The 20,540-nt window shown below is 61.8% G+C and carries 16 protein-coding genes; 8 read left to right on the top strand and 8 right to left on the bottom strand.

All coding sequences use genetic code 11. From position 1 onward, the window contains the following. Window positions 1-40: 40 nt before the first annotated feature. Window positions 41-2,986 (bottom strand): Rne/Rng family ribonuclease, encoded by a 2,946-nt coding sequence (locus tag NKH12_RS18250; RefSeq protein ID WP_352954405.1) that lies wholly within the window; start codon window positions 2,984-2,986, stop codon window positions 41-43. A 689-nt stretch (window positions 2,987-3,675) separates the two neighbouring features. On the opposite strand from NKH12_RS18250, the gene NKH12_RS18255 reads away from it, so the two are divergent. From NKH12_RS18255 to NKH12_RS18280, 6 genes are all read left to right on the top strand, one after another. Continuing rightward, entirely contained in the window at window positions 3,676-4,968 is a 1,293-nt protein-coding gene (locus NKH12_RS18255) for an N-acetylmuramoyl-L-alanine amidase (RefSeq protein ID WP_352954406.1), read from the top strand. A gap of 209 nt (window positions 4,969-5,177) precedes the next feature. Beyond that, window positions 5,178-7,634, top strand: a complete 2,457-nt coding sequence (locus NKH12_RS18260; RefSeq protein ID WP_352954407.1) for a penicillin-binding protein 1A — start codon at window positions 5,178-5,180, stop codon at window positions 7,632-7,634. A 141-nt stretch (window positions 7,635-7,775) separates the two neighbouring features. After that, a protein-coding gene (gene prfB / locus NKH12_RS18265) for a peptide chain release factor 2 (RefSeq protein ID WP_192365009.1) occupies window positions 7,776-8,907 on the top strand; the annotation gives its coding sequence in 2 pieces (ribosomal slippage) (window positions 7,776-7,841 and window positions 7,843-8,907; 1,131 coding nt in all). Window positions 8,908-9,350: 443 nt separating this feature from the next. Further along, entirely contained in the window at window positions 9,351-9,737 is a 387-nt protein-coding gene (locus NKH12_RS18270; protein WP_352954408.1) for a hypothetical protein, read from the top strand. A gap of 191 nt (window positions 9,738-9,928) precedes the next feature. Next, complete coding sequence (locus NKH12_RS18275; RefSeq protein WP_352954409.1) at window positions 9,929-10,297, top strand: GFA family protein; 369 nt, start codon at window positions 9,929-9,931, stop codon at window positions 10,295-10,297. A 282-nt stretch (window positions 10,298-10,579) separates the two neighbouring features. Then, on the top strand, window positions 10,580-11,230 hold the full coding sequence (locus tag NKH12_RS18280; RefSeq protein WP_352954410.1) for a YiaD family glycine zipper/OmpA-like lipoprotein: 651 nt from the start codon (window positions 10,580-10,582) through the stop codon (window positions 11,228-11,230). 137 nt (window positions 11,231-11,367) lie between these two features. Here the strand turns inward: NKH12_RS18280 and NKH12_RS18285 are convergent, their stop codons facing one another. The 7 genes from NKH12_RS18285 to NKH12_RS18315 form a co-directional block, all read right to left on the bottom strand. Then, on the bottom strand, window positions 11,368-12,978 hold the full coding sequence (locus NKH12_RS18285) for a DEAD/DEAH box helicase (protein ID WP_352954411.1): 1,611 nt from the start codon (window positions 12,976-12,978) through the stop codon (window positions 11,368-11,370). Window positions 12,979-13,169: 191 nt separating this feature from the next. Then, window positions 13,170-13,943, bottom strand: coding sequence for an NAD kinase (locus NKH12_RS18290; protein ID WP_352954412.1), 774 nt, complete (start codon window positions 13,941-13,943; stop codon window positions 13,170-13,172). A gap of 482 nt (window positions 13,944-14,425) precedes the next feature. Continuing rightward, complete coding sequence (locus tag NKH12_RS18295) at window positions 14,426-15,187, bottom strand: MBL fold metallo-hydrolase (RefSeq protein WP_352954413.1); 762 nt, start codon at window positions 15,185-15,187, stop codon at window positions 14,426-14,428. Between the two features lie 3 nt (window positions 15,188-15,190). Further along, the gene (locus NKH12_RS18300; protein WP_352954414.1) at window positions 15,191-16,261 is read right to left on the bottom strand and encodes an ABC transporter ATP-binding protein; all 1,071 of its coding nucleotides are present in this window, start codon (window positions 16,259-16,261) and stop codon (window positions 15,191-15,193) included. After that, complete coding sequence (locus tag NKH12_RS18305; RefSeq protein ID WP_352954415.1) at window positions 16,258-17,040, bottom strand: ABC transporter permease; 783 nt, start codon at window positions 17,038-17,040, stop codon at window positions 16,258-16,260. The genes NKH12_RS18300 and NKH12_RS18305 overlap by 4 nt, the downstream gene beginning before the upstream one ends. A 2-nt stretch (window positions 17,041-17,042) precedes the next feature. Further along, entirely contained in the window at window positions 17,043-17,909 is an 867-nt protein-coding gene (locus NKH12_RS18310) for an ABC transporter permease (protein WP_352954416.1), read from the bottom strand. Window positions 17,910-17,921: 12 nt separating this feature from the next. Beyond that, the gene (locus NKH12_RS18315; RefSeq protein WP_352954417.1) at window positions 17,922-19,028 is read right to left on the bottom strand and encodes a polyamine ABC transporter substrate-binding protein; all 1,107 of its coding nucleotides are present in this window, start codon (window positions 19,026-19,028) and stop codon (window positions 17,922-17,924) included. 91 nt (window positions 19,029-19,119) lie between these two features. On the opposite strand from NKH12_RS18315, the gene NKH12_RS18320 reads away from it, so the two are divergent. Next, window positions 19,120-19,734, top strand: coding sequence for a TetR/AcrR family transcriptional regulator (locus NKH12_RS18320; protein WP_352954418.1), 615 nt, complete (start codon window positions 19,120-19,122; stop codon window positions 19,732-19,734). 238 nt (window positions 19,735-19,972) lie between these two features. Continuing rightward, on the top strand, window positions 19,973-20,449 hold the full coding sequence (locus NKH12_RS18325) for a DUF995 domain-containing protein (RefSeq protein WP_352954419.1): 477 nt from the start codon (window positions 19,973-19,975) through the stop codon (window positions 20,447-20,449). The last annotated feature ends 91 nt before the right edge of the window (window positions 20,450-20,540 follow it).

The raw sequence follows: 20,540 nt of genomic DNA on the forward strand, positions 1-20,540 counted from the left end.
GATTCTTTGGTCAAAACATCAGGCTAAACCGCCGAAAAGCTTAGAAGAAGCCTTTCCGCTGCCACCAACCGGCACGCTTCGGCTTTTCCTCGGTCTTTTCCTCTTCGGCAACAGTCGAAGACACGATCGGCTCAACCGGAGCATCTACCGGCACAGGCTTGCGTCGCGATGGGCGGACCTTCGGTTTGTCGTCGACGGCGGCGACGGCTGTTTCCTCCGGAACAGGTGCGGGAGCCTCGGTAGAGGTTTCCGGCTCGGCTACCGGCGTCTCGGCGATGACGTCCGCCGCCGCCTTCTTCGGCTTGGCGGCGCGGCGCGGCTTCTTCGGCTTCTCGACGCCCGGCGTGTCGTCATTGGCCGGAGCAAGGTCCACAGGCTCTTCGACCGGCGTTGCTGCTACCGGCTCGCTGGAGACGGCTACGCCCTCCAAGACTTCGCCTTCAGGGCTGTCAGCCGATTCTGCAGTGCCTGTATCGACCTCGCCTTCGCCGTCTTCACGGCGATTGCGCTTGCCGCCGCGCTTGCCGCGCCGGCGCTTCTTGCCCTGACCTTCATCCGCTCCTTGACCGTCATCCGACGTTTCCACCGCCTCGATGCCGACCGGTACCTCGTGCTGTGCTTCGACGCCTTCATCGCTTGAGGCTTCGGAGACGCCATCGGCACTGGCCGAGAGGGACGCGCCTTCCACGGGGGCGCCATGCTCGCGGTCGCGATCCTTGCCGCCGCGCCGTCTGCGGCGCTTGCGGCGCTTGCGGTCGCGGCCTTCGCCATCCTCGCTTGGCCTTGGCTGCTGTGGCTGCTGAGCTTGGCGCGGTTGCACCGCCGGTGCAACGGCCTCGTCTTCTTCCTCCTCGACGACGATTTCGTCGGCGGGCTCTTCCGGCTCGACATAGGCGGGCAAGGTGCGCACCTCGACGAAGCCTTCAGGCTTTTCAGCCAGCGCGCCGCGGAAGATCGCATAGTGTTGGGCGCCGACCGTGTCGTCGGCTTCGACGGTGATGGTCAGGCCGAAGCGGCTTTCGAGTTCCACCAGCGTGCCGCGCTTGTGGTTGAGCACATAGAGCGCGGTCGCCGCCGGCGTCCGCACCGTGATGTGGCTGCGCGAGTCCTTGAGCAGGAATTCCTCGATCGCCCGCACCACCATCAGCGCGACAGACGAATCGGACCGCACATGGCCGGTGCCCCCGCAATGCGGGCAAGGCTTCATCGTCGATTCCAGCACGCTGGCACGGATGCGCTGGCGCGACATCTCCATCAGGCCGAAATGCGAGATGCGGCCGACCTGGATGCGGGCGCGGTCGTTCTTGAGGTGATCCTTCAGCCGCTTCTCGACGGCGCGGTTGTTGCGGTTCTCCTCCATGTCGATGAAGTCGATGACGATCAGGCCGGCAAGATCGCGCAGCCTCAGCTGCCGTGCGACTTCTTCGGCCGCTTCCAGGTTGGTGTGAAGCGCCGTGTCCTCGATCGAGTGCTCCTTGGTGGAGCGGCCCGAATTGACGTCGATGGCGACCAGCGCTTCGGTCTGGTTGATGATGATATAGCCGCCGCTCTTCAGCGTCACCTGCGGCTGCAGCATGCGGTCGAGCTGCGCCTCAATGCCATTGCGTACGAAGATCGGCGTGGTGTCGCGGAACGGCTGCACGACCTTGGCGTGGCTCGGCATCAGCATGCGCATGAAGTCCTTGGCCTCGCGATAGCCCTCTTCGCCGGAAACAAGGATCTCGTCGATGTCCTTGTTGTAGAGATCGCGTACCGAGCGCTTGATCAGGCTGCCTTCCTCGTAGACCAGGGCAGGGGCCGTGGACTGCAGCGTCAGATTGCGGACGTTTTCCCAAAGCCGCATCAGATATTCGTAGTCGCGCTTGATCTCGGCCTTGGTGCGGCTTTCGCCGGCTGTGCGCAGGATGACGCCCATGCCCTGCGGCACTTCGAGATCGGCGACGACCTCCTTCAGCCGCTTGCGGTCCTGTGCGTTGGTGATCTTGCGCGAGATGCCGCCGCCGCGCGCCGTGTTCGGCATCAGCACCGAATAGCGGCCTGCAAGCGACAGGTAGGTGGTGAGCGCCGCGCCCTTGTTACCGCGTTCTTCCTTCACGACCTGCACCAGAAGGATCTGGCGGCGCTTGATCACTTCCTGGATCTTGTACTGCCGGCGCACCGGCTTGCGGCGGTCGCGCGCTTCTTCGAGTGCATCCTCGGCACCGACCGATTCGACCTCATGGTCGTCCGGGTGCGAGGACTGCACCTCTTCCAGCATGCCGCGATCATTGTCGGTGGACGTGGCTTCGCCGGCCGACTCCGCCTGCGCCACGGCTTCGGAAATCACATCCGCTTCGATGCTGGCGGCGATGGAACTGGGACCGCCTTCGGAAGGCCCACTCTCATCATGGCTCGTCTTGTCATGACTCGCCTCACCATGACTGGCGACATCCTCGAGATGTTCCGAAGTATCGGAGGGCGTGTCCACATCTTGGGAAATGGCATCGACGTTCTCCGCGACCGCATCCTCGCCGTGTTCGCCGCCCTCATTGGAACCGCTGTCGTTGGACTCGACAGAATCGTCCGAATCGGCCGCACCTGCATCACGCTTGTGCTCGCCTCGATCGCGGCTCTTGCCGCCGCGCCGGCGTCCGCGCCGCCCGCGATCGCGGCTCTGGCGGTCGTCGCTTTCGCCGTCCTCATCGTCCTCGTCTTCAGCCTCCTGCGCTTCCGCGCGCAGCAGCGCCTGACGGTCGGCGACCGGAATCTGGTAGTAGTCGGGATGAATTTCACTGAAGGCGAGGAAACCGTGACGGTTGCCGCCATATTCGACAAAGGCTGCCTGAAGCGAGGGTTCGACGCGGGTTACGCGGGCGAGGTAGATATTTCCTTTGAGCTGCTTCTTGTCCTGGGATTCAAAGTCGAATTCTTCAATACGGTTACCGCGAACGACGACAACACGTGTTTCCTCCGGGTGGGAGGCGTCTATCAGCATCTTGTTGGGCATTATTTCGTTTCCCCCCGGCAGCCGTCAGCCGCAGCTTGCGGGGCAACGCCCGCCGCTGTGAGTGTGGATGAACATGGGTGCCGGGCAATTGAATGTCCGCCGGCCGCTGCCTGAGCGCCATGGCGGTGCCGCCCGCAGCCATAATGGCGCGGTTTGCTGCGGACCTTTCCATGATTGCGCTTGAAGCCATCGTAACCAGCAGAACCTTTTTGAACCAAAGCCCGGGAAAACCGGACCAGCTTGTTTGCTCGTACAGAGCCGGCGCGGGACAATCCCGGCCGTTTTCCTCACGCAGGCGCTTCCCCCGCCACGGGCTCGCACCTGCGAAATTCGTCGCGATCACCTGATACCTTTTTCGCCTGAAGCGAAAGGAGCCATCGTTCATCTGAGCTGTAGCAGGAAGCTGCGGAGAAGGACGGTTCCAGGATTGCAGTGATCCACCATCGCTTTTATGATTTGGCGGGTTGGAAGGCAACCCCGATTTCCGATGCCGGCAAAAAGCAGTTCCGCAACGGAAGCACGGCTTTAAGCGTTGCATGAAAAGGCTTGGTTAACCTTCTCTGGATACCAATCGTTAATTGAGTTCGCGGCCTAACCGGCACTTCGACAAGGCGCCGACACTCCGACAAACAAGATTGGCCGACAAACAAGATTGGGCGCCTAGCGCCAAACCGGAGCGACTGTAAGAGATGGGACTGGCAGTCTTCACGCACAAGGGTGGTCGCGCCGGAGGCACTTTCTTCTACGTCGCCTACTTCCGCGCTGCCCAATTCCGCGATGCTTGTCTGCTGTCGCTGGTTGTCGCTTGCCTGGCTTTTTCGCCGGTTTCCTTTGCTGCCGACGCGCCGCTCGCCGCGACGAGCTACAAAATGGCGGGTGACGCCACCAAGATGCGCATCGTCATAAATTTCGATCGCGAACCCGACGTCAAATGGTTCCTGCTGCGCGGCCCCCACCGTCTGGTCGTCGACCTGCCAAGCACAAAATTCGCCATCAATGCCAAGGATGTAAAGGCGCGCGGCCTGGTCAGGAGCGTGCGCTACGGCGATCTCAGCGAGGGGGTTTCGCGGCTGATCCTCACAAGCAAGGGCCCATTCGCCGTCGACAGGTTCGACGTGCTCAAGAATGATGACGGCAACGGCTACCGCATCGCAATCGACATGTCGGCGGCGTCCGTGCGGGAGTTCGACGCCGCTCTTGCCAATCAGGCGCTGACCACCGGCTCGACGGTCTCCTCCGACAAGGGCGGCAGGGTCGGCACCGGCCCGGTCTCCAATCCAGGCCATCGCTTCACCGTCGTCATCGATCCAGGCCATGGCGGCATCGACGGCGGTGCCGAGGGTCTGAACGGCACGGTCGAGAAGAACGTCACGCTCGCCTTCGCCACCGAATTGCGGGAAAGACTTGCCGCAGTCGGCAAATACGATGTGTTCATGACGCGCGAGACGGACCAATTCCTGCGGCTGGACGACCGCGTGCGCATAGCCCGCCAGCACGAGGCCGATCTGCTCATTTCGATCCACGCCGACACGATCAGGGTCAAGGGCCTTCGTGGCGCAACCGTCTACACCGTCTCCGACAAGGCTTCCGATCCCGAAGCACAGGCGCTCGCCGACCGTGAAAACCTTTCCGACCAGTTCGCCGGCATGGAAATCAAGGACGACAACAAGGAAGTGACCGACATCCTGATCGACCTGATTCGCCGCGAGACGCATAGTTTCTCGATGAGTTTCGCCCAGACTTTGGTCGGCCAGCTTTCCACCAGCGTCGGCCTCATCAACAATCCGCAGCGTTCGGCCAGCTTCAAAGTGTTGAAGGCGCCGGATGTCCCCTCCGTGCTGGTCGAACTCGGCTATCTGTCGAACGCCAAGGACGAGGCGCAACTGCTCAGCGCCGATTGGCGCGGCAAGGCGGCCCAGAGCATAACCAATGCCATCGCCCTGTTCGCTTCAGCCAAGGCCGGAGCCGGAACCGGAGGCTGAGATCCCAGCCGCGCTACAACCAGAGGCAGCGTTGCACGACGACAACACCCTGCACTTATTTCGGCCATTCGAAGCCGAAATTCCAAGCTGCCGCATTTTGCCCACATGGTGGCGACATGGGTTTTCGATTACCGGTCGGGAACGTCTCGAAAGCTTGCGCGAAAGGCGGCTTCGGTTAGGCAATTCCCGAACCAAGGACTGGAGCGGGCATGATTCGTCTCATTGGCTATTTCTTCGGCATCGGCACGGCGCTGGCCCTTTTGGTCGCGGCGGGCGTGGCGATCTATATCAGCCATTTGTCGAAGGATCTGCCCGACTACGAGGTGCTGGCCAAGTATGAACCGCCGGTGACGACCCGCATCCATGCGTCCGACGGTGCGCTGATGGCCGAATATGCGCGCGAGCGGCGCCTGTATTTGCCGATCCAGGCGGTGCCGGATCGTGTCAAGGCGGCCTTCCTGTCTGCCGAGGACAAGAACTTCTACAATCACCCCGGCGTCGATATGACCGGCCTTGGCCGCGCAGTCATGGTCAATCTGCAGAATTTCGGCTCGGGCAAGCGCCAGGTCGGCGCCTCGACGATCACCCAGCAGGTGGCGAAGAACTTCCTGTTGTCCTCGGACCAGACCTACGAGCGCAAGATCAAGGAGATGATCCTCGCCTTTCGCATCGAGCAGGCCTATTCGAAGGATCGCATTCTCGAGCTCTACCTTAACGAGATTTTCTTCGGGCTCGGCGCGTATGGCGTCGCCGGCGCAGCGCTCACCTATTTCGACAAGGCGGTGAATGAACTCACCGTGGCGGAGGCAGCCTATCTGGCGGCTTTGCCGAAGGGTCCCTCCAACTATCACCCCTTCAAATATGCCGACCGCGCCATCGAGCGCCGCAATTGGGTCATCGACCAGATGGTCGACAACGGCTACGTCACGCAAGAGGAAGGCGCCAAGGCCAAGGCCGAGCCGCTCGGCGTCAAGCCACGCCGCTCCGGCACCTATCTGTTCGCCGGCGAATACTTCACCGAGGAAGTGCGTCGCCAGATCAGCGCGCGCTACGGCGAGAATGCGCTCTACGAGGGCGGCCTGTCGGTCCGTACGACGCTCGATCCCAAGATGCAGCTCATCGCCCGCAAAGCCATGCAGAACGGCCTGATGAAGTTCGATACGCTGCGCGGCTATCGCGGGCCGGTGAAGACCATCAGCGTATCCGGCGACTGGGGCGTTCCTTTGAGCGAAGTCAAGGGACTGGACGACGTGCCCGAATGGTCGCTCGCCGTCGTGCTCGACAGCTCGGAGAGCGGCCTGTCCATCGGCCTTCGGCCGACCCGGCAGATCTCGGGCGAACTTGTCAAGGATCGCATCGAAGGCACCGTCAGCCGCGAGGACATGAGCTTCGCCATGCGTCATGTCGTCGGCGGCAAGACCGTCAAGGCCAAGTCGCCGGCGGACGTGCTGAAGCCGGGCGATGTCATCTTCGTACAGAAGAAAGAGGGTACGGACGGGGCCTATATCCTGCGTCAGGCCCCCGAAGTGGAAGGTGGCATGATCGCCATGGATCCGCATACCGGCCGTGTTCTGGCCATGGTCGGCGGGTTCTCTTACTCGCAATCCGAATTCAACCGTGCCACGCAGGCCATGCGGCAGCCGGGTTCGTCGTTCAAGCCGATCGTCTATTCGGCCGCCCTCGACAATGGCTATACGCCGGCTTCGGTGATCATGGACGGCCCGATCACCATCAAGAGCGGCAACACGACTTGGACGCCGAAGAACTACGATGGAAGGACAGCTGGCCCGGCGACTTTGCGGTCCGGCATCGAGAGGTCGCGCAATCTGATGACTGTGCGCCTTGCCAATGACATGGGCATGAAGCTGGTCGCCGAATATGCCGAGCGCTTCGGCGTCTATGACCGTCTGGCACAGTACCTGCCGATGGCGCTGGGTTCGGGCGAGACCACCGTGATGCGCATGGTCTCGGCCTATTCGATCATGGCCAACGGTGGCAAGTCGATCAAGCCGACTCTGATCGACCGCGTCCAGGATCGCTACGGCAAGACGGTGTACAGGCAGGACGAACGCGGCTGCGAAAATTGCAACGCCGCCGAATGGCAGAACCAGCCTGAGCCGGAACTGGTCGACAATTCCGAGCAGGTGCTCGATCCGATGACCGCCTATCAGATCACCTCGATGATGGAGGGCGTCGTCGAGCGCGGTACCGGCGCCACCGTTGCCGAACTCGGCCGCCACATCGCCGGCAAGACCGGAACGACAAACGACGAGAAGGATACCTGGTTCATCGGCTACACGCCCAATCTCGTTGTCGGCCTTTATATGGGCTACGATCAGCCGAAAGGTCTTGGCAAGGGGGCGACCGGCGGCGGCCTTGCCGCGCCGATCTTCAAGGACTTCATGCGCGTGGCGCTGGACGGCACGCCCAATGTCGATTTCCAGGTTCCCGAAGGCATGAAGCTGATCGCCATCAATCGCAAGACCGGCATGGCTGCCAACCCAGGCGATGCTGGCGCCTTTATCGAAGCTTTCAAGCCGGGCACCGGCCCCGCCGACAGCTATTGGGTGATCGGCATGGGTGCGGACGGCTCCAACGCCTCCGGCGGCGCGCTGTCGCCACAGGCCAACCAAGCCATCCAGTCCGGCGGCGGCGGGCTATATTGATATAGGACATGGTGTTCTGGGCCGGCTTTCGAGCCGGCCCATTTCGCTTTACAGGTGGCGGTGCGGTCCCTATGTATCGCGCCAACCCAGCTCTGTTTAAGCAACAGGGCACCATTTCAGCACAGGACAGAACGACCAGCCATGCGCGCGGAAACGCAGAACATTGTCGATGAAATCAGGCAGGCGATTACCCTGCTGAGGAGGCATCTTTGACTGGGATCAAGCCATAAAGCGGCTTGAATACCTGAATGTGCGTGCCGAAGATTCGAGTCTCTGGAACGAACCGCTGGAGGCGCAGAAGCTGATGCGTGAGCGTCAGGGGCTCGAGGAAGGCATCGCCGCGGTCAAAGGCCTGACCCAGGCGCTGGAGGACAATATCGGCCTGATCGAGCTTGGCGAGGAAGAGGGCGACGAGAGCGTCGTCGCCGAGGCGGAAGCGGCGATCCGCTCGATGCGCGGCGAAGCAAAGGCCCGCCAGATCGAGACGCTGCTTTCGGGCGAGGCTGACGCCAACGACAGCTATCTCGAAGTCCATGCCGGCGCCGGGGGCACCGAAAGCCAGGACTGGGCCTCGATGCTTCTGCGCATGTACACGCGATGGGCCGAGCGGCGGCGCTTCAAGGTCGAGGTGCTGGAGGTGCATGACGGCGAAGAGGCCGGCATCAAATCCGCCACGCTGCTGATCAAGGGCCACAATGCCTATGGTTGGCTGAAGACGGAATCCGGCGTTCACCGTCTCGTGCGTATTTCGCCCTATGACAGCAATGCGCGCCGCCACACGTCCTTTGCCAGCGTCTGGGTCTATCCCGTCATCGACGATACGATCGAGATCGACGTTTCCGAATCGGATGTCCGCATCGACACCTATCGTTCGTCCGGATCGGGCGGCCAGCACGTCAACACCACCGATTCGGCGGTCCGCATCACCCATCTCGCCACCGGCATCGCGGTCGCTTGCCAGGCCGAACGTTCCCAGCACAAGAACAAGGCGAAGGCGTGGGAGATGCTGCGCTCGCGGCTCTATGAGGAAGAGCTGAAGAAGCGCGAGGCGGTGGCGAACGCCACCGAAGCGTCGAAGAGCGATATCGGCTGGGGCCACCAGATCCGCTCCTATGTTCTGCAGCCCTATCAGCTGGTGAAGGATCTGCGCACCGGCGTCGAGAGTACAAGCCCGTCGAGCGTGCTGGACGGCGACCTCGACGATTTCATGGAGGCCTCGCTGTCGCAGCGCATCGAGGGCGGCGCCGGCGAAGTGGTCGCCGATATCGACTGAAGCGCCTACGCGCCAAAGCAGCATGAACATCACGCTAGAGTAACAGGCTCTCACTCTAATTGAGCGGTCGCTTTATGGTATTGTTTTTACATCAAATTTTCCAAAACAACTTCTAACTTCGGGTTGGATGTTGCGGGCCTGCCGGCGCCAAGCCCGGAACCACTCCGAGCTGATTCTCGTTATCTGCGATCCCATCTGCCGGGGTTGATGAAGTCACTCTCGCCAGCCCGGCAGGCTGGTTCCGGTTGCAGATGTCGGCGCTCGGTTGCATAGCAATTTCTTGCGCCAACAAAGGAATCAGCCCAGCATCCGAAAGCTGGGGGAAAAAAGCATTTATGGCCGGACGCGGCGTATCTGCGACCTGACGATTCGGCCACTGGGAAGATGCGTTCCAAGAACGGGCAAGCGAAACGCTTGATAACTCGTTGATAGGAACTGCGCCCATGCCTGCTTTCACAACCCGACCGGCCTCAGCCGTCCAGACGGCGCGCCGCCTCCTGAATTCAATCATTGCGGTGGTGGCTCTGACGGCCGCCATCGCTGCATTTGCAGCGCCGGCTTTGGCGCACGACGCCACGCCGACTGCGGCGAGGCCGCAGGGCTGGAGCTACCCATTCTCCTGTTGTTCTGGCTATGACTGCCGCGCGGTCTCGCAGACGTCGATCAGCGAGCGCCCGGAAGGCTACGTCATCAAGGGGACAGGCGAGGTAGTGGCCTACAGCGATGCACGGATCAAGAATTCGCCGGATGGCGAATATCACTGGTGTTCGGTCGCTGGCTCCAATGACGGAAAGACCATCTGCCTGTTCGTGCCACCCTCGTCGTTTTAATGCGTGGCGCCCAAAAGCTTGCCCCAAGGGCCTGAGCGATGGCGTGACCCCCGAGGGTGCGCAGCGGTTTTGGGATAACGACAGGCATCAGAAAGATTGAAGCGCGCCACGCGTCCGACGTCTGCTGACAGACGGTTGTCAAGAGCGTCTCTTTATGTTGCCTTGCCGGAGGAAACGTGAGGGAGGCGTTCATGACAATAAAGGCAAGCTGCCACTGCAGGGCGACGACGTTCGAGGTTTCGCAAGCACCGCTAACCGTGACGCAATGCACCTGCTCCTTCTGTTCGAAACGCGGTTCGTTGTGGGCCTACTATACGCCGTCGCAATTCAAACTCACCAGCCCGCTCAAGAATGTCTCGTTCTACCGGTGGGGGTCGAAAACGATCAAACACGGTTTCTGCGCCACCTGCGGCTGCGGCACCTTCACCGAAACGCCGGACTGGTCGACCGGCGAGCCGGATTTCGACAATCCGAAAATCAGCGTGAATTCGCGCCTGTTCGACGATTTCGACCTCGATCAGGTCGAGGTCGTCGTCATCGACGGCAAGAATCTCTGGTAGCCGATAATATCTGGTAGCCGATCAGAATTGCGCAATACCGTGGCCGTGGAATTGACCGGGAAAAGCCATAGCCAGCCGCTTTTCCCGTTCCATTTTTCGCCGCATTTCATGTTACAAGACATTAGAGCGACGTGCGTCCACTTGGACGCACAAAGTACGCTCTAAAACTTTGAATCTAAATGCATCGTGCTTTCCGAAAATCGATGATTTTCGGGCCGATGCAACGGAAGGGCTGATGCGGCGCGCCACCGGTGGGACCGCGGACTGGAGAGGGACTACCCAATGAGAAAGACTGTGCTCGTCGCCGTGGCGACGGCTGTGCTCGTGAGCGCCTGCACCACAACCGATCCGTATACCGGAGAGCAGAAGGTTTCCAACACTGCGGCCGGCGCCGGCATCGGCGCGCTGGCGGGGGCGGGGCTCGGCCTGCTTGCCGGCGGCAACGATCGCCGCAATGCGCTGATCGGCGCTGGCGTCGGCGCGCTCGCCGGCGGCGCCATCGGCGCCACGATGGACCAGAACGAGGCCGAACTGCGCCGGCAGCTTCAGGGCTCGGGCGTCAGCGTGACCCGCACCGGCGACCAGATCATCCTCAACATGCCGTCCGACATCACCTTCAACGTCGACCAGGACGCGGTGAAGCCCGGCTTCTATCAAGTGCTGAATTCGGTCGCACTTGTGCTGAACAAGTTCCGGCAGACCACGGTCGACGTGTTCGGCCACACCGATTCGACCGGTGGCGACCAACACAATTTCGACCTGTCGCAGCGCCGCGCGCTGGCGGTCGCCAACTATCTGTCCGGGCAGGGCGTCGATTCTCGCCGCTTTGCCGTCACCGGCTTCGGTAAGACGCGTCCGATCGCTTCCAATGCGACGGCCGCCGGCCGTGCCCAGAACCGCCGCGTCGAGATCCAGCTTTCACCGCTCACCTGAGCTGGACCATGATCTCGGACCTTCGGGTTCGGAAAAGATCATGTTCAGATACGAACCCGGCATCGAACATGAAGACGGCCCCGCAAGGGGCCGTTTCCGTTTAGGTATTCTGGATCTAAAGGCGGACTGGCATTTGATCAGACCTTGGCGACGATGCGCATGAAGGCGGGCATGTCGTCGCCGAATCCGACGGTCGCGTCATTGTCTTCTTGGCGATGGCGGGCAGGGCGATTGCCGTCGCGCTGCGGCCTGGTGTCGCCACGTTCCGGCGCACGCTGTTCGTTGCGATTGCGATCGGGCGAAATCTTGCGTTCGGGGGAAGCTTGGCGCTCGCTATTTTCCGAGCGGATCGCTTCCTTGCGCGCGCGCCGCTCACCGCCATCGGCGACCGCGGTCTCGGCCACCATTGGCTGTTCCTCGCGCGCAACATCCGGTGCTGCAGCTTCGCTTTGCTTGGCGTGACGTTCGCGTGGCTTGCGTTCGCCCCTGTCCTTGCGGTCATCGTCCTTGCGCCCGGCGCGGCGCGGGGCGCCGCGGCCACGGCGGGGAGCATCGTCCTCTCCGCCCTCGCTGGCGACGACCGTCGACAGATCGCCATCATGCCACTCGATCTTGTTGCCGATCAGCCGTTCGATCGCATCGATGTATTTGGTGTCGGACTTGGTGGCGATGGTGAAGGATTTGCCCGAGCGTCCGGCGCGGCCGGTGCGGCCGATGCGGTGGACATAGTCCTCGGCATGGATCGGCACGTCGTAATTGAAGACGTGGCTGACATCGGGGATGTCGAGGCCGCGCGCCGCAACGTCCGACGCAACGAGGTAGCGCAGTTTGCCGTCACGGAAATTGGCCAGCATCTGCATGCGCGCGCGCTGGTCCATATCGCCATGCAGCGCGCCGGCGTCGAAATCATATTTCAGCAGCGAGCGGAAAAGCTCCGAGACCTCGATCTTGCGGTTGCAGAAGATGATGGCGTTCTTCAGCTCCGCATCCTCGGCCTTTATTAGATTGCGCAGCGTCTCGCGCTTGTCCCAGGGTTTCGAGCCGGATTTCACCAGCCGCTGGATGATGTTTGTGGCGGCGGACGCGGCCTTCGAAACCTCGACGCGCACCGGCGCGTGTAGGAATTTCTCGGTGAGCTTGGTGATCTCAGGCGGCATCGTCGCCGAGAAGAACAGCGTCTGCCTCGTGAACGGGATCATCTCGCAGATGCGCTCGATGTCGGGAATGAAGCCCATATCGAGCATGCGGTCGGCCTCATCGATGACCAGGATCTCGACGCCGTTGAGCAGAAGCTTTCCGCGCTCGCGGTGGTCGAGCAGTCGGCCGGGCGTCGCGATCAGCACGTCGGCGCCGCGCTCCAGCTTCTTGTCCTGCTCGTCGAACGACACGCCGCCGATCAGCAGCGCGATGTTGAGCTTGTGGTTCTTGCCGTATCTGATGAAGTTTTCCTCGACCTGCGCGGCAAGCTCGCGCGTCGGCTCGAGGATCAGCGTGCGCGGCATGCGGGCGCGGGCCCGGCCCTTTTCAAGCCGGGTCAGCATCGGCAGCACGAACGAGGCCGTCTTGCCGGTGCCGGTCTGGGCGATGCCCAAAATATCCTTGCCGAGCAAGGCGTGCGGTATGGCGCCAGCCTGGATCGGCGTCGGTTCGGTGTAACCGGCATCGGTGACTGCGGAAAGGACCTTCGGCGACAGGCCGAGGTCTGTGAAGGTCAACGCTTCTTGAGCGATCTGGGCGTCTGAGGACAAGTTTGGCTGTCTTTGGCTGGTTCGGGGGCGCAACATAAGCAGTCGCGGCAAGCGCCGCGCGCCTGCAAGATTGGTATTGCAGGTAGGCGCAAGCCCACGATTTGTCAACAGAAACGGGTGGGGAACGGTGTGATTGTGAAGTCGTAACCTTAATCGCGATGCTTAATCGAGCTGCCCGCCGCTGTACCGGCTCAGTAACGGAACTGTTCGGCAAGAATACGCTCGTTCCACGAGTGGCTCGGATCGAACAGCAGCGTCGCCGTCACCGTTGGCGATTCTCGCACCGTCACCGAGGTTACGGCCTTCACTTCGGTGTGGTCGGCGGCGGCGTTCACCGGCCGCTTTTCCGCCTCCAGAATGTCGAAACGAACGGTCGCCTTGTTGGAAAGCAGCGCGCCGCCGCCCCGGCGCCGGCGGCACCGGCTGGCCCGGGTCCGCGCCCGCCGCGGGGCGGCGGGGGGTAGGATCGGCCCGTGCGCGGACAGATTGTAGGCGGTCGAGCCGGCCGGCGTCGCGATCATCACACCGTCGCAATTCAATTCCTCCAGCCGCACTTGCCCGTCGACCGTGATACGGATCTTGGCCGTCTGATAGGACTGACGCCACAGCGCAACCTCATTGATCGCCAGCGCCGAAATCGTTTCGCCCTCAGCCGTCACCGCCTGCATCTCCAGCGGACGGATGGTCTCGGCAACGGCCGCCGCGATGCGCCCAGTCAAACCGCTGGCGCGGTATTCGTTCATCAGGAAGCCGATGGTGCCACGGTTCATGCCGTAGACTTTTTTTCCCGTGCTCATCGTGTCGCGCAAGGTCTGCAACAGGAAGCCGTCGCCGCCGAGGGCGACAACGATCTCTGCATCCTCGATGGATGCCTGGCCATAGCGCGCCGAAAGGCTCTCCAGCGCCGCCTTGGCGTCGGCGGTATCGGACGACACGAAGGCGAAACGGTTGGCGGCTTTGCTCATGGCTCCCCAATGGCGATGTTGGTGGCGACCGGTTGGTTGGCGACCGGTTGCTAGCGCCGCGCCAGCGCCGGGTTAGCATGGGCGGGCAAATCTGCAAAGGGAGGCATGCGCCCCTCGACACGGCGCCGGGAAGAGCGCCGGTCAGGCGGCTCGCGCACTGTGTCGAGTGACAAGCGAATGTGATGGTTAAGACAGGGATTAAACTCTCGTAAAGCCGGATCGACCATGCTAGCGGCCAGTGGATGGGCGGCGTGGGGGCCAGCTAGTCGGACCGATCTATTGCCGGTAACACGCCTGATTATCATCGTCCTGATGCTGGGAAGTTTTGCTCTTGCCTTTGCCCAACTGGTGCGCCAGTCGGAAGAGACGAGTTTGAGACCCCAACCCACGGCCTCACGCTGCGGCGATGCCGCCGGCACGCCGTGCCCGCAAAGAGCGTTGTGAATTCGCCAAGCACTTCCCGTGATGCGAGAGGCCGGTGCTTATCGCGCCTGCAGCAGATGGCAGCCGGCCTGCCGCTTCTGTGCGAGATACTCGTCGATAAGCTGGCGGTAGCGAAGCTTGCCGAAGCTCGGAAAATGGCCACCATGCACGACGGCAATATCGAGCTCGCGCATCCGCAACAGCGTTTCGACATAGTCGTCGACGGCGGAATGATAAACATCGTCGATCAGCGGGCCGTCATAGACGATGTCGCCGGAAAGCAGAATGCCGGTCTGCCTCTCGTAGAGCGCGATGCCGCCAGGTGAATGGCCCGGCGTGTGGATCACCTCGAAGGCGCGGTCGCCGAGATCGATCACATCGCCTTCTCCGAGCACGCGATCGGCCGGCGCCGGCAGGATCCGGTAGCGCGCGGCATCCCAACCCTGCGGCAGGCCGTCGAACATTGCGTCGGTAGCGTAGCGGTCGGCGACCGTCCATTCATTGCGCGGATCGGCGAGGATCTCAGCTTCGGCCGAGTGCACGCAGCGGTCCGGAAATTCGTGATGGCAGCCAATATGGTCGAAATGGGTGTGGCTCGCCACGCAAATGAGCTTTCGCTCCGTCACCAGCGGGACGTGGCGCCGCAGGCTGAAATGGCCGAGGCCGGTGTCGAAAAGGAGATCGCGGTCGCGACCGCGCACATGCCAGATGTTGCAGCGGAAGAACGGCTTGATCCACGGCTCGTGGATCAGCGTCACGTCATCCCCCATGCGGATGGTTTCATACCAATTCGGAGCGTCGATGACCGGAAGCGCGCCCATGACTCAACTCGCCAGAAGGATGATATCGCCAGCGTCGCACGAAACCGCAACGATATCGCCCGACTGGACGGCCGCTGCGGCGGGGACTTTGGCGATGAAGTGCAGCGCCGGGTCTTTCTCGGAGACAGCAAGCACGCGCTTGAAGCTGCCTTGAAACACCACGTCGCTCACCTTGGCCGTGCCGAGCCCTACAGCGCCAGCGCCAGCGGCCGAGCCGAGGACAAGGTGTTCCGGGCGGATGGCGAGGGCGACGGCCGTCCCGGCCGGCAATGTGCCGGGCAGCGAAAGCGGTCCGAGCTGTGTTGCGGCAGTGATCGTTCCGTCGTTCGCCGCCATTACCGCTCCTGAAACCAGCGTGCTTTCGCCCATGAAAGTCGCGGAAAAGCGCGTCGCCGGCCGCGCATAGACACGCTCGGGCGGCCCTTCGTCCTCGATGCGCCCGTCATTCATCACTACGCAATGGTCGGCCAGCGCCATTGCCTCTTCCTGGTCATGGGTGACATGGATGAAGGCTGTGCCGACGCGCTTCTGGATCGCTTTCAGCTCGTCCTGCATCTGCCGGCGCAATTTTAGGTCGAGCGCGCCGAGCGGTTCATCGAGCAACAGCACCGCAGGTTCGACGACAAGGGCGCGGGCCAGCGCCACACGCTGGCGCTGGCCGCCGGAAAGCTGGTGCGGCTTCTTGTCGAAGGCGGTGGCCAGCCCGACCAGCGCCAGGGCCTCGCGAGCCCGCGCGGTCCGTGTCGCGACATCGATGCCTTGCATTCGCAGGCCGAAGCCGACATTGCTGCCGACGCTCATATGCGGAAACAGCGCATAGTCCTGGAACACCGTCGTCGTCGGCCGCTTCGCCGGTGGCACGGCGGTGCAGTCCTCGCCGCGGATCAGCACTTTGCCTTCGCTCGGCGTGACGAAGCCGCCGAGAATGGACAGCAGCGTCGTCTTGCCGGAGCCCGACGGGCCGAGCAGGATCGTGTAGCTGCCCGGTTCGATCGTCAGCGAGACGTTCTTCAGCACGGTATGTTGGCCGAAGCGGTGCGAGACAGAGCTTATATCGACCAGTGGCGCGGTCATGCTGGCTTCCTCCGCAACAGCATCAGTTCAAAAAACACCACCAGCACGATGGAGACGGCAAAGACCAGCGAGCCGACGGCGTTGGTCTTGGGATTGAGACCTGAGCGCAGCAGGTTCCAGATCTCGACGGGCAGCGTGGTGTCGAAGCGCGTCAGCAGGAAGGAAATCACGAATTCGTCCCAGGAGAAGGTCATCGACAGGAAGAAACCGGCGAAGATTGCCGGCGCCATGACAGGCACGGTGATCAGCAGCAGCACCTTCCACTCGGGCGCGCCGAGGTCGCGCGCGGCGCGCTCGATATTGATCTGGTGGTCGCCCATCTGGCTGTAGATGATGGCAAAGCACAGCGGCAGGTTGATAACGACATGGCCGATGCCGGCGGCAAGCAGCGATTTTGGCACGCCGGCCCAGTTGAACAGCACCAGCAATCCCATGCCGATGATGAGATAGCTCACTGTCAGCGGCAGCGTGATCAGCCCGCGCATCAGGCCTGAGCCCGGCAGGGCGAAACGCGCAAAGCCCCAGGCAGAGAGGAAACCCAGCGCGACGGCTGCAGCTGAGGAGAGGATCGCGACCAAAAGCGAATTGACCAGTGCCGAGGTCAGCCGCGTGTCGGCGAGCACGGCGTCGTACCAGCGCAGCGACGGCCCGGTGAATGGCGGGATCGGAAACGACGTCGCCTGCAGCGAAAACAGCACCAGCACGACCACCGGCAGGAAGATGAAACCATAGATGGCGATCGCGTAAAGCCAAGAGAAGATACGGACAAGCGCGCGCATGGTCAGGCCCGCTCGATCTTCAGCCAGCGGGCGCAGGCGAGATAGGCAATGGTGACCACCGCCATCAGGATGATCGACAGCGCCGAGGCAAGCGGAAAGTCCCCGCGTCGGCCGATCTGCATCATCACGAGCTGCGGCATCAAAAGCTCGTTGTTGCCGCCGAGAATCTGCGGCGTGATGTAGTCGCCTATGCACAGCACGAAGGTGAGGAAGGCGCCGACCATGATGCCGGGCAAGGTCAGCGGCAGGACGACATTCAGGAACGTGCGCACCGGCCCGGCGCCGAGATCGGCGGCGGCTTTTCGGTAGCTGGGGCTGAGCTGCTTCAGATTGGCGAAGATCGTCAGCGTCAAAAGCATGACGAAGAAATGGACGAAGCCGATGATAGTGGCCAGCCGTGTGTTGGCCAGCTGCACCGGCTCGCTGAACAGGCCGGAGCCGGTCAGCGCACGGTTGATCACGCCGTTCTGCGCCAGCACCAGCAGCCAGGAGTAGGATCGCACGACATAGGAGGTCCAGAATGGCAGCACGGCCAGCATCAGCGCCAGCCGCTGCCAGCGCTCCGGAACCTGTTCGGCCAGGATCCAGGCGAAAGGGTAGGCGAGCAGCACCGAAATCATTGTAACGATGGCGGTGACCTGCAGCGAGTTCACCATCGCCTGCCAATAGGCCGGATTGTTGAAGAACTGGCTGTAGTTGGAAAGGGTGAAGCCGCCGCCGTCATGCGCCGTCAGGCTGGAAAACCCCATGGCCAGAAAAGGCAGGACGAAGAACAGCAGCGTCCAGCCGAGCGCCGGCGTGACCAGCGCCCAGGGCAGGGCACAGCCCGCCCGGGGCAGGGCACGCCCGCTGGTTGTGGCAGAGTTCACGACCGCGACCGGTCACTGCGCCTGCAGCATTTCGGTCCAGACGTCCTGCATCTTCTTGTCGAGATCGGCGTTCGGCGCCGGGTAGGGCTGGGCGCGGGCGAGGAAATCCGGCTGCTCGTCGAAGCGCAGGATCTTCTTCTGCTCATCGGTCAGAGCCGCCTTGGTATTCGCCGGCATTCCCCAATAGCAGGCCGAGGTGGCGAGCCGCGCCTGGCCTTCAGGGCTCATGATGTACTGGATGAACTTCAGCGCCATGTCCTTGTTTTTGGAATCCTTGAACATGGCCAGCGACTGCGACCACAGCACAGCACCTTCTTTCGGGATGGAGAAGTCGAGGGCAGGGTTCTCCTTGGCCAGCCCGGCCGTCACCCATTCGCCGCCGCCGACCAGTATGTCGACCTCGCCGGTCGCCAGCGCGGTCTGGCTGGCGGTCACCTCGCCGACCAGCTTGGCATTGGCCTTCATCTTAAGCAGCTCTTGCTTGATGGCGGGAAGGTCGGCTTCGGTCAGCTCGGCGGTTTTCTTGCCGATCGCAAGTGCGGCCATGCCGATGACCGGCAGATAGTAGTCGTAGATGGCGATCTTGCCCTTGTACTTGTCGCCGGTCAGCGCGGCCATCGACTGCATGTCGGCCGGATCGACCTTTGTCTTATTGTAGCCGATGGTGTTGTAGCCGAACTTTTCGGTGATGCCGTAGCGCTTGCCGTCGACGACGGTGGAACTGTCCATCTTCACCTGGGGAAAGAGGTCGGCCAGCGGCAGCTTGTCTTCCGGCAGCGGCTCGAACAGGCCTTTTTCGACACCGCGCGGTATGTCGATGCTGTCGATCACCATCACGTCCCAGTCGCCGGGTTGCGACTGTTCGACGATCGCCATACCGGCGCCGGTGCCTTCGAACTCCTTGACATTGACCTTGACGCCATTGGCCTCCTCGAAGGGCTGCAGCAGCGCCGGATCGGCATGATCGCACCAGATCAGAGCGTTGAGATCAGCAGCCTGAGCGAGGCTGCCCGTCGCCAGCAGCAGTGCTGTTGCAGCACACGCGGCGTGGAGATGGCTCTTCAGAACGGAAAGCGGATTCTTGGCAGTTGGATTCGGAGTTTTCAGATTAGTGCGCATCGAGTGTTCTCCCTTTGCCTTTTTGGCTTGTCGCAAAAATTGAACCAATTCTAAAATTGAGTCAATTCTGTTTTTATGGCAAATAGCCGATATGAGCGGATTGCGGGCAAGGCAAAAGGCGGATCGGCACCGCCGCATCATCGAGGCGGCGGCGGAGCTTTTCCGCGACGCCGGCTATGAAGGCGCCAAGATCGAGACGATCGCCGCGCAGGCCGAGGTCTCGGTCGGCACGATCTACAACTATTACCAAAACAAGGGCGATATCCTCGGCGCCATCGTGTCGATGGAGGTCAACGAAGTGCTCAACGCCGGGCAGGGCGTCGTCGCCAACCCGCCAGCCAATGTCGGCGATGCGCTCGATACGCTGCTCGGCATCTATATCGAGCATTCGCTGCACTATCTCAGCAAGGAGATGTGGCGGCAGGCGATGGCGATCTCGACGCAGCTGCCCGACAGCGCGTTCGGCCAGGCCTATACGGCGCTCGACCGGGCGCTGACCGAGCAGATCCGCGCGCTGATCGCCCGGCTGCAGGCGATCGGCCTGGTGCGCCGGGATATCGACGGGCAGGCGCTGGGCGAGTTGGTGTTCAACAACATGAATATGATGTTCATCGAGTTCGTGAAACGCGACAAGGCCAGGATTGCGGAACTGCGGGCGGCGATACGAAGGCAGAACCGGATACTTGTTGCGGCGATTGGGGTTTGAGAAGGTCTGCTGATGGATTTCAGGTCCGCTGGACGCACCTCTGCGCACGCTGCATAGATTTGGCTCTCGTATCCGTTAACAGGGTAGCATGCCGCTATTTGGCGTAACCCATGGGGCCTTGCCCCTTGCGGGCTGAGAGCCGTTGCTCAGGCCTAACTGGTTGACCATTGTTTAGAAAGATCTAAAGTAATGGCGCTACGGAAATACCGAGCAACAATCAATGGAGGGGAGTAGCGTTATGAGACGAATTCGTTCGGCAGTATTCCCTATTTTGGTCTTGAGTCTGGCAGCGCAGGTATCGGCCGCATCGGCCGACAATTTGCCCAAGACCGCCAAACCTATGTCGGCGGATGAAGTGCGTGCCGTCTATTCAGGAAAGTCCGCTGTCTGGGACGACGCTCGCGCTTTCTTTGCTCCGGATGGAAGTGTCATCGGTTACAATACTAAGGGGAAGGTTACTTTTTCAGGCAGTTGGAGTGTTTCTTCAAATCGAAATTGCATGAAAGTTGCCTGGAAGTCGATCAAGTCGGCCGATACCGGTAAAGCGTCCGATTGCTGGCAGTGGTACAAGGACGGAAAGAAGATCTGGACGCTATGGTCCACTCACTATGATGGCTCCAAACCCAAGAAGGATGATTATTACCAAGGCGAGTTGAAGAGGCTGAAAGCCGGAGACAAGGTATCCAAGGAATACGCCAAACTGACGAAATCCTAAGTGTCCGATCCAAAAAGGAGTGAGTGATTTCAGCAGGTTGTGATTCTGTCGGATTGCTGAGATTCGACGGAGATCACGATGCCTTGGACCG

The organism is Mesorhizobium sp. M1322 (genome assembly GCF_040318085.1).
Taxonomy (GTDB): domain Bacteria; phylum Pseudomonadota; class Alphaproteobacteria; order Rhizobiales; family Rhizobiaceae; genus Mesorhizobium.

Coding starts and splice junctions, on each gene's coding strand:
- NKH12_RS18250 (WP_352954405.1), bottom strand. CDS start 2,986: ATGCCCAACAAGATGCTGATAGACGCCTCCCACCCGGAGGAAACACGT.
- NKH12_RS18255 (WP_352954406.1), top strand. CDS start 3,676: ATGGGACTGGCAGTCTTCACGCACAAGGGTGGTCGCGCCGGAGGCACT.
- NKH12_RS18260 (WP_352954407.1), top strand. CDS start 5,178: ATGATTCGTCTCATTGGCTATTTCTTCGGCATCGGCACGGCGCTGGCC.
- NKH12_RS18270 (WP_352954408.1), top strand. CDS start 9,351: ATGCCTGCTTTCACAACCCGACCGGCCTCAGCCGTCCAGACGGCGCGC.
- NKH12_RS18275 (WP_352954409.1), top strand. CDS start 9,929: ATGACAATAAAGGCAAGCTGCCACTGCAGGGCGACGACGTTCGAGGTT.
- NKH12_RS18280 (WP_352954410.1), top strand. CDS start 10,580: ATGAGAAAGACTGTGCTCGTCGCCGTGGCGACGGCTGTGCTCGTGAGC.
- NKH12_RS18290 (WP_352954412.1), bottom strand. CDS start 13,943: ATGAGCAAAGCCGCCAACCGTTTCGCCTTCGTGTCGTCCGATACCGCC.
- NKH12_RS18295 (WP_352954413.1), bottom strand. CDS start 15,187: ATGGGCGCGCTTCCGGTCATCGACGCTCCGAATTGGTATGAAACCATC.
- NKH12_RS18300 (WP_352954414.1), bottom strand. CDS start 16,261: ATGACCGCGCCACTGGTCGATATAAGCTCTGTCTCGCACCGCTTCGGC.
- NKH12_RS18305 (WP_352954415.1), bottom strand. CDS start 17,040: ATGCGCGCGCTTGTCCGTATCTTCTCTTGGCTTTACGCGATCGCCATC.
- NKH12_RS18315 (WP_352954417.1), bottom strand. CDS start 19,028: ATGCGCACTAATCTGAAAACTCCGAATCCAACTGCCAAGAATCCGCTT.
- NKH12_RS18320 (WP_352954418.1), top strand. CDS start 19,120: ATGAGCGGATTGCGGGCAAGGCAAAAGGCGGATCGGCACCGCCGCATC.
- NKH12_RS18325 (WP_352954419.1), top strand. CDS start 19,973: ATGAGACGAATTCGTTCGGCAGTATTCCCTATTTTGGTCTTGAGTCTG.